This is a genomic window from Nitrosospira sp. NRS527, from assembly GCF_018406445.1.
Lineage (GTDB): Bacteria > Pseudomonadota > Gammaproteobacteria > Burkholderiales > Nitrosomonadaceae > Nitrosospira > Nitrosospira briensis.
Genome location: NZ_AP024515.1, coordinates 19598 through 33934, shown reverse-complemented (window position 1 = coordinate 33934; position 14337 = coordinate 19598). Strand labels below are relative to the sequence as shown.

11 protein-coding genes, 1 tRNA gene and 1 pseudogene are annotated in these 14337 nt (G+C 50.5%); 8 read left to right on the top strand and 5 right to left on the bottom strand.

Going from position 1 to position 14337, the window contains the following annotated elements; all coding sequences use genetic code 11:
• The first annotated feature begins 436 nt into the window (after positions 1–436).
• The 3 genes from KJS40_RS00170 to KJS40_RS00160 all read left to right on the top strand — a co-directional run bounded on the left by KJS40_RS00170 (position 437) and on the right by KJS40_RS00160 (position 2063).
• On the top strand, positions 437–820 hold the full coding sequence (locus KJS40_RS00170; RefSeq protein ID WP_213538586.1) for a VOC family protein: 384 nt from the start codon (positions 437–439) through the stop codon (positions 818–820).
• Between the two features lie 139 nt (positions 821–959).
• A complete protein-coding gene (locus KJS40_RS00165; protein ID WP_213538585.1) occupies positions 960–1139 on the top strand; it encodes a hypothetical protein in 180 nt (59 codons plus the stop codon).
• A gap of 354 nt (positions 1140–1493) precedes the next feature.
• Positions 1494–2063 carry a hypothetical protein gene (locus KJS40_RS00160; protein WP_213538584.1) on the top strand — a complete coding sequence of 190 codons (570 nt, stop codon included), beginning with the start codon at positions 1494–1496 and terminating at the stop codon, positions 2061–2063.
• A gap of 316 nt (positions 2064–2379) precedes the next feature.
• Here the strand turns inward: KJS40_RS00160 and KJS40_RS00155 are convergent, their stop codons facing one another.
• Positions 2380–4989: an SIR2 family protein gene (locus KJS40_RS00155; RefSeq protein WP_213538583.1), complete on the bottom strand. Its 2610-nt coding sequence runs from the start codon at positions 4987–4989 to the stop codon at positions 2380–2382.
• 85 nt (positions 4990–5074) lie between these two features.
• Here KJS40_RS00155 and KJS40_RS15180 point away from each other — a divergent pair.
• Positions 5075–5959: pseudogene (locus KJS40_RS15180) on the top strand (IS3 family transposase); the annotation flags it as partial.
• Positions 5960–6799: 840 nt separating this feature from the next.
• Here the strand turns inward: KJS40_RS15180 and KJS40_RS00140 are convergent.
• A tRNA-Arg gene (locus tag KJS40_RS00140) sits at positions 6800–6875 on the bottom strand.
• Between the two features lie 29 nt (positions 6876–6904).
• Here KJS40_RS00140 and KJS40_RS00135 point away from each other — a divergent pair.
• The 4 genes from KJS40_RS00135 (at position 6905) to KJS40_RS00120 (ending at position 10004) form a co-directional block, all read left to right on the top strand.
• The gene (locus tag KJS40_RS00135; RefSeq protein WP_213538580.1) at positions 6905–8140 is read left to right on the top strand and encodes an MFS transporter; all 1236 of its coding nucleotides are present in this window, start codon (positions 6905–6907) and stop codon (positions 8138–8140) included.
• Between the two features lie 262 nt (positions 8141–8402).
• Positions 8403–8885 carry a transposase gene (locus KJS40_RS00130; RefSeq protein WP_213538579.1) on the top strand — a complete coding sequence of 161 codons (483 nt, stop codon included), beginning with the start codon at positions 8403–8405 and terminating at the stop codon, positions 8883–8885.
• A gap of 59 nt (positions 8886–8944) precedes the next feature.
• Complete coding sequence (locus KJS40_RS00125) at positions 8945–9490, top strand: peroxiredoxin (protein WP_213538578.1); 546 nt, start codon at positions 8945–8947, stop codon at positions 9488–9490.
• A 118-nt stretch (positions 9491–9608) separates the two neighbouring features.
• Positions 9609–10004 carry a TraR/DksA family transcriptional regulator gene (locus tag KJS40_RS00120; protein WP_213538577.1) on the top strand — a complete coding sequence of 132 codons (396 nt, stop codon included), beginning with the start codon at positions 9609–9611 and terminating at the stop codon, positions 10002–10004.
• On the opposite strand, the gene KJS40_RS00115 is transcribed toward KJS40_RS00120, so the two are convergent.
• The 3 genes from KJS40_RS00115 to alaS all read right to left on the bottom strand — a co-directional run bounded on the left by KJS40_RS00115 (position 10001) and on the right by alaS (position 14312).
• Entirely contained in the window at positions 10001–10627 is a 627-nt protein-coding gene (locus tag KJS40_RS00115) for a Smr/MutS family protein (protein ID WP_213538576.1), read from the bottom strand. The genes KJS40_RS00120 and KJS40_RS00115 overlap by 4 nt on opposite strands.
• Positions 10628–10672: 45 nt before the next feature.
• The gene (gene trxB, locus KJS40_RS00110) at positions 10673–11623 is read right to left on the bottom strand and encodes a thioredoxin-disulfide reductase (protein WP_213538575.1); all 951 of its coding nucleotides are present in this window, start codon (positions 11621–11623) and stop codon (positions 10673–10675) included.
• Positions 11624–11723: 100 nt separating this feature from the next.
• Positions 11724–14312 carry an alanine--tRNA ligase gene (gene alaS, locus KJS40_RS00105; RefSeq protein ID WP_213538574.1) on the bottom strand — a complete coding sequence of 863 codons (2589 nt, stop codon included), beginning with the start codon at positions 14310–14312 and terminating at the stop codon, positions 11724–11726.
• Between the last annotated feature and the right edge of the window lie 25 nt (positions 14313–14337).

Genomic DNA, 14337 nt, shown 5'->3' with positions numbered 1-14337 from the left:
CGACACATCAGCAGAAACCTAGCATGGAGGCTCCTTTGGTTCTGTAGATAAGGATGAGGAAACGTAGTCTGTCGGTCCGGAACCCATTCGGACGTTTGAAACAATTTGCCATTTTTCTTTCAAATCCTATAATTGTTTGAAGGTTTTCTTTTTTTTAACTAATGCGCAATCATATGGATCTAATGGATTCTACTGAGAAAAAATGGCAGGATTATTCACTTTCCCTCAGGATTTCCAGCCTCAGACTCAAACCCTTTACCTTCAGAAATCTTCTTTCATGGGGAGCGATTTCAAATCGTTCAGGTCTGATTTCATAGGTTTCACAATCAGAAAATGAAGAATGCCCCGAATCAAAGCCTCGACACGACGATTAGAGCGAAAAAATACGCTATGCTGAAAAAACACACGAATTCCCCCACGTCAAAGGAGCAATGCCATGAAAAACAATCCAGTTGGCTGGTTTGAAATCTATGTGCAGGACATGAAGCGCGCCAGGACTTTCTACGAAGCGGTATTGCAAGGAAAACTCGAGCAGATTCCCAACCCCACCGCTGGTACAGAGCTGGAAATGTGGACTTTTCCCATGTCGCAGGAAGGCTATGGAGCGGCGGGCGCGCTCGCTAAAATGGAAGGCTGCGCCTCGGGTGGCGGCGGCACGCTGGTTTACTTCATGTGCGAAGACTGCGCGGTGGAGGCTGCGCGGGCCGCCGAGCATGGCGGGCGTATTTTCAAGGAAAAAATGTCGATCGGCAAATATGGCTTCATCGCGCTGGTTTTCGACACCGAAGGCAACATGATCGGGCTGCATTCCATGCATTAGCAGCCTATCGGAAAATGCCTGACGTATTATGCTTGCGGCTCCCTTCCAACAGCATAGCGCACTGTGGTTGGTTCGATTGAGCCCGACAAAACATGAATGCGACAGAGGGTGTTTTTCACAATTGCAAGAAGGGAAAACCATGAAAAATCTGTATACGATTACGGTATTGATAATTCTTGTCGCGTTATCCGGGTGCGTATCGGTTCGATCGGGAGGTTCACCCGACCGGCAAGGTCCTCAAGACACGTCCGGCGCCACAGATAGCGTTATTATTGTTTCAGCGGCATCCCCTGCTTCCGCCTCTAGCGCGCGGCAATGACGACGAATGTCAGGGCAGCAGCCAACGGAACGCAAGAGCAGCAAAACATGGGAGTTCAATAATCTGGAGCTTCGAAGTCCAGGCGGGATAGCCTATATCGACAATCTTACGCTGAGTGCCTGAGTGTTTCAGAGTGCGGTGACACGATGATCTGGCGCAGAGCTTTTGATGTGCCGAGGAATATATAGATGCAGACTCAATGGATAAAGATCGTTTGGACGGCCTAGACCATTCGCAGTCAAACTCTCGGAAGCAACTAATATATTACTTTTTTATGCTGGCTCAATCCAGCCCGATCCATCGAAACATGAACACGACATATGGTATTTTTCACAATCGCAAGAGAGAAAAACCATGAAAAATCTGTATACGATTACGGTATTGATAATTCTTGTCGCGTTATCTGGGTGCATATCGGTTCGATCGGGAGGCGCACCTAGCCGGCAAGGTCCTCAAGGCACGTCCGGCGCCACAGATAGAGTGATTATTGTTTCAACGGCGTCCTCTGCTTCCGGCTCTACCGCGGCAATGACGACGGACGGCAGGGCGGCAGTCGACGAACGCAAGAACAGCAAAACATGGAAGTTCAATAACCTGGAGCTGCAAAGTCCAGCCGGGATAACCTATATCGACAATCTTACGCTGAGTGTTTCAGAGCGCGGTGACACCCTGATCTGGCACACGTCTTTCGATGTGCGGTCCCGCGTCCGTAAGGTGGTTTCACCAGATGTGGTATTCAACCTGATTCTTCTCGACAGGAACGGTCAGGAATTGACGCCAAATGGTCAAATCAGCTTCAGTCGCCTATGTGGAAATAGCTACTATGAAAAAAGCGACAGCGTTATTGCTCCCGATCTTTTCAAGCAAGTAGCCGGCGCCAGAATTAAGTACATCTTCAAAACTCGTGTAACGGCATGTAGTTGATAATTGCCGCCATCTAATATTTTTCGATTGAGTTTCTATCTATAAAGATATTTCAGAAGTGTCTGGAAAGAGGAATCTATTGGGTCAGACTCAATCAATAAGAATCGTTCCGGTCGCGTGGATGATTCTACTCAAACTCTCAGAAGGCAATCAATATCTAGGTTTTTTTATCAATCGAATCTAGACGGCAAAGATTTTATGCTGTGAAGGAGGACATTTTAGAAACAGATTAGGCTGAGAGAACAAATATAAATAATAAATATTAAAGAGAATAAATTATTTGTTGATAAAGTAGTAGAAGGTAAGAAATTTTGTATCAAGCATGTGCGCTTATTTTAGTTATGCTTTCGACGTTCCCGGTTGGATTCAAGGGAGCCTGAGTAAGCAGACTTGTTGCTTGCAGGAAATCTGGGCTCTTTCTTATCCTCTCAAATACTGGCCAACGTGCCACCGTAAATCTAAATGTTTTATCCTTTTTCATTTCTTTTTTTATGTGTTCGATCGCCTCTTTATTGTTATCTAGAAGTGCATAGATAGCCGCCTTCGTTGAAAAATCGTTAGCAAACTGCAATACTTTCTCAAGTCGTTCAGTGTTTACTTTCAAACCTAATCGTTTGCGCGCGAGCTCGTAGTTTATTATTTCAGCCTCTGCTTCTACAGAAAAATTGACAGGTGTTAGTACCTCTTTGCCGAAGTTTTTGGCTTCTTCATTAGCTCCCTTCCTAAGCAGCACGTACATCCGGTGGCTTTGATAAGTTTTATAAAGAGCGCCGTACTTTCTTAACTCGGTAAGAATGCTATCGAAGTCGTTCAGTCCTTCAAGGATGTCGATATGCAGCTTAAAAGACACATTTGGGGGTAGACGATGACGGTATTTTTTGAATGCCTCTTCCGCTTCTGCCTGCCGTCCGAGGTCAATTAATGTTTCAATCAAAAATTCAGCTACGCCATCATCAAACCCGGCCTTGAGGCAATTTTCCATTAATATGATAGCTTCCTTGTCTAGGCCGAATTTTTTACGTTTCAGTTCCACCACAGCCAGCGCTAACGCAATATTCTTCACGAGATCATGCTCTGATACAACTGAAGATAACGCACTCCCTATTCGCTCTGTGTCATTCGAAGTGGCGATACTTCTTAAACGGATGATGTCGAACTGTGGATGCAGACTAGGATCGCTACGCTGTTTAATCTTATCAATGTCCTCAAGCAATGCTTCCAGCCCCGGCTCATCTCCTTCCGAAAGCATTTGTTGTCTCATTCTCAGCACTCTAGATGAGTTAGGGTTCATGTCACTTAACTGCCGAATTATTTTGTTTAATTCAACATCACGTACATGCTTATCCCTCTGAAATTCCCTTATTAAGTTGAACTTCAGAGTCCAGCAGGGATTATGTATTGATGGATCTTTCAAAAGACCATTTTTCACAGCTTCGTGAGCTACATCAAGCGCACTTTTACGCACATCTCCATAACTCGACCTCGCTTCCCGGATGTATAAGAGGGCTTTTTCACAATAGCTTCTCGCAAAGTAGGGATTTACCTCAATAGCCTTCTCTATGGAGTCGATTTTCTGCGATCGATCCGACAATAAATCGGACTTTAGAAGATAGTTAGCAGGATTATGAGGCTGGAATAAAATTAGTTCCTCCGCTACAGAAACAGTGTCATTCAACTCCCCCAAATAGCGATAGGCTTGAATAATTAAGGTTAGTATCCGCCGCTTTGGGGCAGGTTTAACAATGTCGCGGAGGACAGAACGACCTTTAGAAATAGCCTCTCGATAATTTCCTGACTCAATCAAATTCTGTATCTCAAGTTGAGTAATTAACTCATCATCTGAGAATTTTTCATCGTCTTTGAACTCATTCGTCTCCGATTGATACACCATTTCCATCAGCGTGGCTCTTTTGGATTGCTTCACTAGCTGGTCACGCGCTTTTTTCAGTATGGGTGATTCTGTCGTAAACTTCTCTTGCATAATAAGTAGGCGACGCACTATTTCTGTAGGACGGCGTGAAACGGAAATTGTAGAAAAAGGCAATGCCTCGCCCTTATTAATCGTGTGATACAGCTCAGCAAGAAGTTCGTCGAATCCCTCTATTTCCACAAAATAAACTTTTTCCTTCCATAATAATTTTCTTAGTTCCTCAGAAACTTCGCTATCTTTTCTGATGCACCAATAAATCCCACTTTTAAAATACTCGTCACTCTTAAGTAAAGACGTCAAAGTGTCCATTATCGAGCGGTCGCTGCCAGAATACCCGATGACAACTAACCCGTAATCCTTCGAAAACTCAGAGAACTTTCTTTTCATATTTTGCTCTAGCGACTCCGTCTCGCGTGTAGTCGCTTTCAGATCATCAAATAGATAATCCCCATGGAGCTTAATAACTTTTGGACGCTTCGAAGTAACTGTTATGCTATTTATTGATGAATCATGCGCGCATACAATCGGACGCTGATCTGAATATAAATAAAACGCCTCATTAATTAGGTCATCAAAATTTGTGGTAAATACGGTGTTGAAGTAATTTTGATTTACTAAAGCGGTCAAGTAGGCATACCCAAGAGAAGGCGTCTTTCCTGATACCTCTTTTTCTACGAACATGCGCCTTTGCCGTTGCAAATCATATTTCTTTTCAAAGAGTGATGCATATTCACGAGCCTGGTCATACCAGTCGCCATGCTCATGTTTTAAGTGAGCGCGCTGTTCCTCGATATCAGTAATCGTCCCACAAAGTTCGTTGCGCCATTCTCGGGTAAGGTCAGTGGCAGAATTTATATCTGAGGTTATGGAACATCCTGCTCCCAGCAAGAGCGTGTAATTTGGATTGTGATCAGTTTGCGTCTGTATAAAGCGGGCCAGATCTGAAATACTCTTTCTTTTTCCTTTTAATTGTTTTGCAATCTCTTCTATTTTCACGATCTCTCCGGAGTACTGATCTGCTAAGAATATTGTAGCCACCCACGGAGTGAGCCTTCATGTTAATTTTGACATGGAGGCGAACATGAAGAAGCGATTTAGTGAAGAGCAGATCATTGGTATTTTGCGTGAAGGCGAAGCAGATGGAGCAGTCATCCGCGACATTTGCCGCAAGCACAATATTACGGAACAGACGTTTTTCCGCTGGCGGAACAAATATGGTGGGATGACTGTGTCAGATGCACGCAAGCTTAAGGATCTGGAGTCGGAGAATGCCAAACTGAAGAAGATTGTTGCCGAGCAGGTGTTGGCAATCGAAGGCTTGAAGGAAATTGCAGCAAAAAAATGGTAACCCCGGTAGCGCGGCGCGAAGCGCTGGCCCTGCTGAAGAATAAAGGTTTATCGGAGCGTGCGGCCTGCCGTATGACCGGGGTGAGCCGACAGGTTGGCAGCTACGAACTCAAGCAACCTGACAAGGATCGAATACTAACTGCTTCATTGGTTGAGGCATCGAGCCGATATCCGCGGTTTGGTTATCGGCGCATTGCTGTGATGACGTGCCAAAGTGCTAGCCGCGTATGGCGACTGTGGAATAGACTGGGACTGAATTTGCCCAAACGGCGGCCCAGGAAGCGGCGCTGTGGCACTGACATACGCATTCCTGGTGCAACCCGGCCAAATAATGTCTGGTCGTACGATTTCGTGCATGATCGTCTGGCTAATGGAAATCCACTCAAGCTGTTATGTGTGTTGGATGAGCATACGCGTGAATGCCTTGCAATCGAGGTCGGGAAATCCTTGCGCAGCCAGGATGTGATTCTGACCCTGTCGCGGTTAATGCGACTGTACGAAACCAGCATTTATTCGATCAGACAATGGAGCGGAATTTACCGCCACAGCAGTAATGAAATGGCTGCGAGACCAGAATGTTGGACCGGCTTACATCAAACCGGGCAGCCCTTTGTGGAGGCAAGCTGCGAGATGCCTTCGCGAATGGTTCATAACGCGACACGAGGCATGATCGAAATGGCGGCAAGAGTATATGTCACGCATCGACACCGACAGCTCGGAACGTACTAAGTTCACTCACTGAATAATCATGTATCAGTATAATGACAGCACAGCACTGACATCAGAATATGCTAACAGTACACTCTAATCACATAAAACAGAATAGACTATTAGAATCAATCGTTATATATCAGAGAATATTATAATATAATGAGATGATAGAACAAGTTAATATACGATAGAGACTACATGATAAGGCTATAGATAGGTATAAGTACTACTTCGCTGCAATTATGGCAATAACCAATCCCTTCTTAAATCAGGGCGTAAAATAGATATGATTATAAGCACTAAACGGTTAGGGTGTTTTCATGAATAGAGGACACACTTTTAACGGATTATAAAAAATGATAGTACGTCAATGACTCAAGGCTGATCTGAGCTAGGTCAGCTTTAGACCGCATTACACCAGCCACTACTAAGGATCAGACTTTCGTCAGTGAATGCACGCCAACGAAACGATGCAGCGGTAGATGATTTAAAAGATTGTTACGGGACAACGGGACGTTTCGGACATTACCAAGCATTAGAAAGAATCTAGAATCTATAGGGTCAGACTTAGAATCTATAGGGTCAGACTCGATTGATAATAGTAGTTTCGACCGCCTAAACCATTACGTACTCAAACTCTCGGAAAACAATCAATGTATTGACCTTTATATTGATTCAATCGAGTCAGACCTATCGAACATCGAATGATCGAGCTAAAGGCTCACCATCCCGAAAAGTGGGTGAATAATGGCGCCCTGAACACGAATCGAACGTGTGACCTACCCCTTAGGAGGGGGTTGCTCTATCCACTGAGCTACCAGGGCGTGACTGCATTTTACGCTAAAATTGCGGTATGAATAAAACTGACCAAACCGCTAGCCCAACTCAAGCCAATTCCAGAAAACTACCACGTACCGTAATCGTTCTCGGGCTGGTCAGTTTCTTCAATGATTTCGCTTCCGATATCGTTATTCCGCTCATTCCCATCTTGCTGGCGACGGTGCTGGCCGCCGGGCCGGTAGCGCTCGGACTTATCGAGGGGGTCGCCGATGCGGTGGCGAGCCTGCTCAAGCTGTGGTCAGGGCGGCATTCTGATGTCATGAGCGGCCGGCGCAAAAACCTTGCTGTAGCGGGTTATACGCTATCCAACATAGCGCGTCCATTGCTGGGGCTGGCGGGTTCCTGGCCGATGATACTGGTGCTGCGCAGCATCGACCGGGTGGGCAAGGGCGTGCGTAGCGCCCCGCGCGATGCGCTCGTGGCGGATGCGACGCCGCCCGGCATGCACGGCTATGCTTTTGGCTACCATCGGGCAATGGACAACGGCGGAGCGGTGGCGGGCAGCCTCGTGGCAGCGGCGGCGCTTGCCTGGTCCGACTTGAGCTTGACCGAGGTGATTCTCTGGTCGGCGGTACCCGGCTTTGTTGCGGTGCTGTTGCTCGGTACTGGTGTGAAGGAAGAAAAGAAGAAACATGCCGAGGCTCAGGTTCCCGTTGTGCTGCCGCCTCTGCGCTGGTCGGTATTATCCCTGCCCATGCGGCGTTATCTGCTGGTACTGATGCTGTTCACGTTCGCCCGCGCCTCGGAAACCTTTATCCTGCTTCTGGGGCACCAATTGGGCGTGGGCGTAGTCGAATTATTGTTGCTGTGGTCGACGCTGTATCTTTGCAAAGCCGCCACCTCCACCTGGGGTGGGCAACTAGCCGACAAGCTGGGGCACGGGACGTTGATGCTGATCGGCTGGACCACTTTTTCAATTTCGTTTTTGATGCTTGGGTTAGTGGAGCAGAGCTTCGGATTATGGGCGGTGAGCATTTTTTACGGTCTATGTACGGGCATGAGCGAAGGTGCGGAGCGAGCCATGATCAGCGATTATGCCGCGCCTCGCGAGCGCGGAACGGCTTTCGGCTGGTATCACTTGATGGTGGGCATTGCTGCGATTCCAGCAGGATTGCTGTTTGGTTCGATCTGGCAGTTTCAAAGTGCGACGATGGCTTTCTTTTTTGCTGGCGGACTGGCAGCTTTTGCGGCGCTGCTGTTGCGAGTTTGGGCTTGGCCGGTCAGGAAATTGAGAGGGAGTGAGGGGTAAAAAGGAGGGGGTTTGTGGCGGTTTTTTTTAATTGGATTGACCGATGATGGGTTGCGCTGCGCTTCACCCATCCTACAAACTACGAGTTTGGCGATTGCAGATATTTGCAATGGCAATATTACGTTCCTTGGTAGGATGGGTGAAGCGTAGCGTAACCCATCAAATCCACATGCGTAGCACATCGCATTGTGATCGAGTATCGGTTGCATCATGACCGAATACCGACGCAATTTCATCAAGGGGTGGCAGCTACTTTTTTACGGTGGCGCTGGCGGACCGCAGACAACGACTTCTGGTTGATCACATTGACGCTCTACGTGAAGCCTTTCGCCGAGTTAAGACTTTATATCCTTTTACCATTGATGTTATTGTTATTCTGCCAGAGCATTTGCACTGCATCTGGACTTTGCCGGAGGGTGATGCCAATTATCCCGAGCGGTGGCGGCGCATCAAGGCAATGTTCTCGCGCAGTTTGACGGATTCAATATCTCGCTCTCCCAGCAAGATATTGAAGGGCGAACGCGGCATCTGGCAGCGCCGCTATTGGGAGCACACGTTGCGCGATGAGACGGATTGGCAACGTCATATTGATTATATTCATTACAATCCGGTCAAGCATCGGCATGTTGAATGGGTTGTCGATTGGCCGTTTTCCACGTTTCATCGTTATGTCGAAGCCGGTGTATATTCCAGGGACTGGGCTGGAAGTGGTAAGGTGGGTGACGGGGGATTTGGTGAGGTGTGAAATATTCGGGTGATGGGTTGCGCTTTGCTTCACCCATCCTACTATTATGGGAGGACGTGATGAAATCAGTGGCAATGTTGGCGACGTTGATGGCAATGGTTCTGCTCTTTTCGGGTCATGCGGTACGTGCTGAAGCGGCTGAACCGCTTAAAGTTGGTCAACCCGCGCCGGATTTCAGTCTTCCCGACCAGAATGGCAAAACGCGTACGCTTACGGATTTTCGTGGGAAGTGGCTGGCATTGTATTTCTATGTAAAGGATGACACACCCGGCTGTACCGAGCAGGCGTGTAGGTTTCGCGATGACATCCATGAGCTTACGGAACTGGGTGCACAAGTCGTCGGCGTGAGCGTGGACGATACCGCCAGTCATGCCAATTTTGCCAAAAAGTATAATCTGCCATTCCCGCTTCTGGCGGATAGCAAGGGTGAGATTGCCGCGCGTTACGATTCACTTCGGGGCGACGGAGGTTTGGCGAAACGCAATAGTTTTTTGATCGACCCGCAAGGCAGGATTGCCAAGGTTTATTTGTCGGCCAGTACTTCGCGCAATTCTGCCGAGATAATCGAGGATTTGAAGAAACTGAAAGGTCCAGCCGGTTCATGAAACGTTCCGCGCGACTCCGGCTTTGGGTGTAGAAAGGGTTAATGGCATGGCTCTGCTTAAGTGCACTATTTACGTGCACTGGCGGGGAATGCCGAATCCACTATAAGGGGAAGACATCATGGCAAACCTGACCGACGATCAACTGGCGCAGCTGAAAGCAGCGCTGCAACAGCGTTATCTGGAATTGCGCGAAGAAATTCGCAGCGAACTGGAGCGTTCCGGCAACCAGCATTACGCGGATCTGGCCGGTAGCGTGGCTGATCCCGGCGATGCGTCGGTTGCCGATTTGCTGGTAGATTTGAACGCCAACCTCGTGGACCGTCAGGTAAACGAGATACGCGAGGTGGAAGCAGCGCTAAAACGCCTGGCTGGGCTGGATTTTGGCGACTGCGTCGAGTGTGGGGGTGAAATCGGGTTTGAGCGGCTGATGGCTTATCCCACCGCGCAGCGATGTGTGCGTTGCCAGGGATTGCACGAAAAGACGTATTCACACGAGAACAATCCTACCCTTTAAGGCACCTGCGAATAAGCCCCATGCGCCGGTGCCTTAAGCAGCACCAGCACGGCGCCGCTGCCGCCATCTTCCGGCCTGGCCTGGCTGAAAGCCAGCACATCGCTGCGCTGCGCGAGCCAGCTTCCAACCCTGGCTTTTAAAACCGGCTCGTGATTCCTTGAGCTAAGACCCTTGCCGTGTATTACTCGCACGCAACGCGCGCCACGTATGCGACTAGCATCCAGAAACGCTGCCAGTTGCGGACGAGCTTCGTCACGGGTGAGGCCGTGCAAATCCAGCTGTGCTTCAATCTTCCAATAACCGCGCCGCAGCCGCCGCAAAGTCTGACGCGGCATGCCGGGACGAAGAAATGCCCATTCGTCGCCTGGTTCCATCTCGAGCGAGATATAGTCGGAGAGCGAATCGACCGGCGCGGTTTGACCGTCGTCCAGAGTCTGGCGTGGTATAGGCTGGGGATGCTCGACAATCAGGGGTATTTTATCGGAGGGGGCCAGCGGTGCTACGCCGCGAACCGCATCGCGAAACAGGGCGGTATCGGCATCATCAAGGGTCGATTCGACTCCTCGAGCCTTTGCAGGCTCGATTGCGAGCTTGATTGCCGCCTTCTTTCCCCGCCGTTTCATACGTAATCTTCAATCTTCAGTTGCTCAATTGCTGATCAATTGTGGCTACGCCAATGCATCCAGGTATTTTTCCGCATCCAGGGCCGCCATGCAACCGGTTCCCGCACTGGTCACCGCCTGGCGATAGATGTGATCTTGCACGTCGCCCGCTGCGAACACGCCGGGAATGCTGGTTGCAGTTGCGTTACCCTCGTTTCCGTTGCGCGTGATGATATAGCCGTTTTTCATTTCCAGTTGGCCCTGAAAGATATCCGTGTTGGGCTTGTGGCCAATGGCGATGAATACGCCTTGCAAATCCAGTTTCTTGGTTGAGCTGTCCTGGACATTTTTAATGCGCATGCCGGTGACGCCGGATTTATCGCCCAGCACTTCATCCAATACATGGTCAAGCTCCAGCTTGACGTTGCTGTTTTTTACCTTATCCATCAATTTGTCTATCAGGATTTTTTCGGAACGGAATTTGTCGCGCCGGTGCACCACCGTGACGTTGCGCGCGATATTGGAAAGATATAACGCCTCTTCCACCGCCGTATTGCCACCGCCTATGACGGCCACATCCTGGCCCTTGTAGAAAAATCCGTCGCAAGTCGCGCAGCCGGATACGCCCCTGCCCATGAATGCTTCCTCGGAGGGCAACCCCAGGTATTGGGCGGAAGCGCCCGTGGCGATGATCAGTGCATCGCAGGTATAGGTGCCTTGATCGCCGATCAGGGTGATCGGCCTATCTGTCAGCCTGGCCGTATGGATATGGTCGAAAAGGATTTCGGTGTTAAAGCGTTCAGCATGTTTCTGAAAACGTTCCATCAGTTCCGGACCCTGCACGCCCATTGCATCGGCTGGCCAATTATCGACGTCGGTAGTGGTCATGAGCTGGCCGCCCTGGGCCATGCCGGTGATGAGCACGGGGTTGAGATTAGCGCGCGCGGCGTAAACCGCCGCGCTATAGCCGGCAGGACCGGAACCGAGGATGAGAAGGCGGGAATGCTTGCTGGTCATGTTTTATATATGGGGATTATTATTCAAAAAAAACAGGTTCAATTGCTGAGGAAGCAACGCAATACCGCGAAGCGTTTTTCCAAAAAATTCCTGTCGCTTCTTACAGCCGTTGTTCAACCCAGCCGGCAACGCTTTCCAAGGCAGCGGGCAGATTATCAGGCTGGGTTCCACCTGCCTGAGCCATGTCGGCGCGCCCGCCGCCCTTGCCACCCACTTGCTGTGCCACGAAATTGACCAGTTCGCCTGCCTTCACCTTCGTCGCCAGATCGGAAGTAACGCCTGCGATGAGCTTGACTCTTCCATCTTCTATCGCGCTCAACACTACGACACAGGACTGTAATTTATTCTTGAACTTGTCCAGCGCTTCGCGCAAGGTCCTGGAATCCGCATCGTCCAGGCAAATTGCGAGCACTTTAGCGCCTTTAATCTCGCGGGCCTGCCCGGCAAGGTCGTCGCCTTGCGAACTGGCGAGCTTCGACTTCAGTCGCCCGAGCTCTCTTTCCAGATGTTTCACGTTATCGAGAATTTGCGCTATGCGCGCGGCTGCTTCCTGCGGTTGCACCTTCACCGCGTCCGCTACCTGCTGCAATTGCGATTCCCGTTCCTGGATGTAAGCCAGTGCATTCTCGCCCGTCACTGCTTCCAGACGACGGATACCCGCAGCCACGCCCGATTCGGCCACGATCTTGAAGAGCCCGATATCGCCGGTACGCTTGACGTGCGTACCGCCGCACAGTTCACGTGAAGTGCCGATATCCAGCACGCGCACTTCGTCGCCATACTTCTCGCCGAACAACATCATCGCGCCTGTTTTCCTGGCGTCCTCTATTGTCATCAGGCGCGCCGTGGTCGCTGCATTGGCCAGGATTTCGGCATTCACCAAAACTTCCACCTGGCGAATTTCCGCATCCGTCACAGGCTGGTTGTGCACGAAGTCGAAACGCGTCTTGCTGGCATCGACCAGCGAGCCTTTTTGCTGCACATGGGCGCCCAATACCTGCCGCAGCGCCTTGTGCATCAAGTGCGTGACGGAATGGTTGCGCTCCGTGCGTGCCCGTGCGTCGCGATCGACCTTCGCCAGCACCCTATCGCCGGTGACCAGCCGCCCGCTGCGCATCAACCCTTTATGACCAAATACATCCGCCTGGATTTTTTGCGTATCCGATACGGCAAAGGTGCCATTGGCTGGGTGCAGTTCGCCACTGTCCCCTACTTGCCCGCCGGATTCGGCATAAAAAGGAGTACTGTCGAGTACAACCACCGCCTCATCCCCGGCCTCGATGAAGTCGACCCGGCTGCCTTCCTTATAGAGAGCAAGTATTTGCCCTTCATGCTGCAGGTTTTCGTAGCCATGGAATGCCGTTGAGGGCCCGCTGTACGTTATCCCATCCTGCATGGTGAATTTGCTCGTTGCCCTGGCACGCTCGCGCTGGCGCTCCATGGCCTGCTCAAACCCGGCCCGGTCTATTTCGATGCCGCGTTCACGCGCAATATCCGCGGTGAGATCCAGCGGAAAACCGAAGGTATCATAGAGTCGGAACAAGGCTTCGCCATCCAATAGCCGGCTTTCCTGGCAAAGCGCTGCTTCAAGCAACTGCATGCCGTTTTCCAGCGTTTCGGCGAAACGTTCTTCCTCCTGCTTCAGTACCGCCTCGATACGAACCCTGGCGTCGACCAATTCCGGATAGGCCTGCCCCATCACACGTGCCAGTTCTTCCACCAGCAAATAAAGGAAAGGTTGTTTTTGCCCAAGCTTATAGCCGTGACGAATGGCGCGGCGGATGATGCGCCGGAGTACGTAGCCGCGGCCCTCATTGCCGGGTATCACGCCATCGGCGATGAGAAAGGCGCAGGCACGAATATGATCGGCAATCACCTTGAGGGAACTGCTGGATAAATCGACGGTGTCCGTTACTTGCGCCGCCACCCTGATCAGATCCTGAAACAAGTCGATCTCATAATTGCTGTGGACCTGCTGCATGACCGCGGAAATGCGCTCCAATCCCATGCCCGTATCTACCGACGGCCGGGGCAGCGGATGCAGCACGCCCGCGCTATCCCGGTTGTATTGCATGAATACCAGATTCCATATTTCGACATAGCGGTCGCCCTCCGCCTCGGGCGTGCCCGGCGGGCCGCCCGCGATCTCCGGACCATGGTCGTAGAAAATTTCGGAACAAGGGCCGCAAGGGCCGATATCGCCCATCTGCCAGAAGTTGTCCATGGTGGCGATGCGCGTGAAGCGCGAGGCGTCAATGCCCACCTCGTTGAGCCAGATATCGGCGGCTTCGTCGTCCTCGGCATAGACCGTGATCCACAGTTTCCCTTCGGGAATCTTCAGGACAACGGTAAGAAATTCCCACGCGAATTTGATGGCCTGGCGTTTGAAGTAATCGCCGAAGCTGAAATTGCCCAGCATTTCGAAAAACGTGTGATGCCGTGCGGTGTAGCCTACATTTTCGAGATCATTGTGCTTGCCGCCCGCGCGCACGCAGCGCTGCGAACTCGCCGCGCGCACATAAGGCCGCTTATCCTGGCCGAGAAATACATCCTTGAATTGCACCATGCCCGCATTGGTGAACAATAGCGTAGGATCGTTGCCGGGAACGAGGGGGCTCGACGCCACGACCGTATGGCCGTGCGATTCGAAAAATTCAAGAAATTGTTGCCTGATTTCGCTGCTTTTCATCTCGACTTCATTTGAACGATAATGA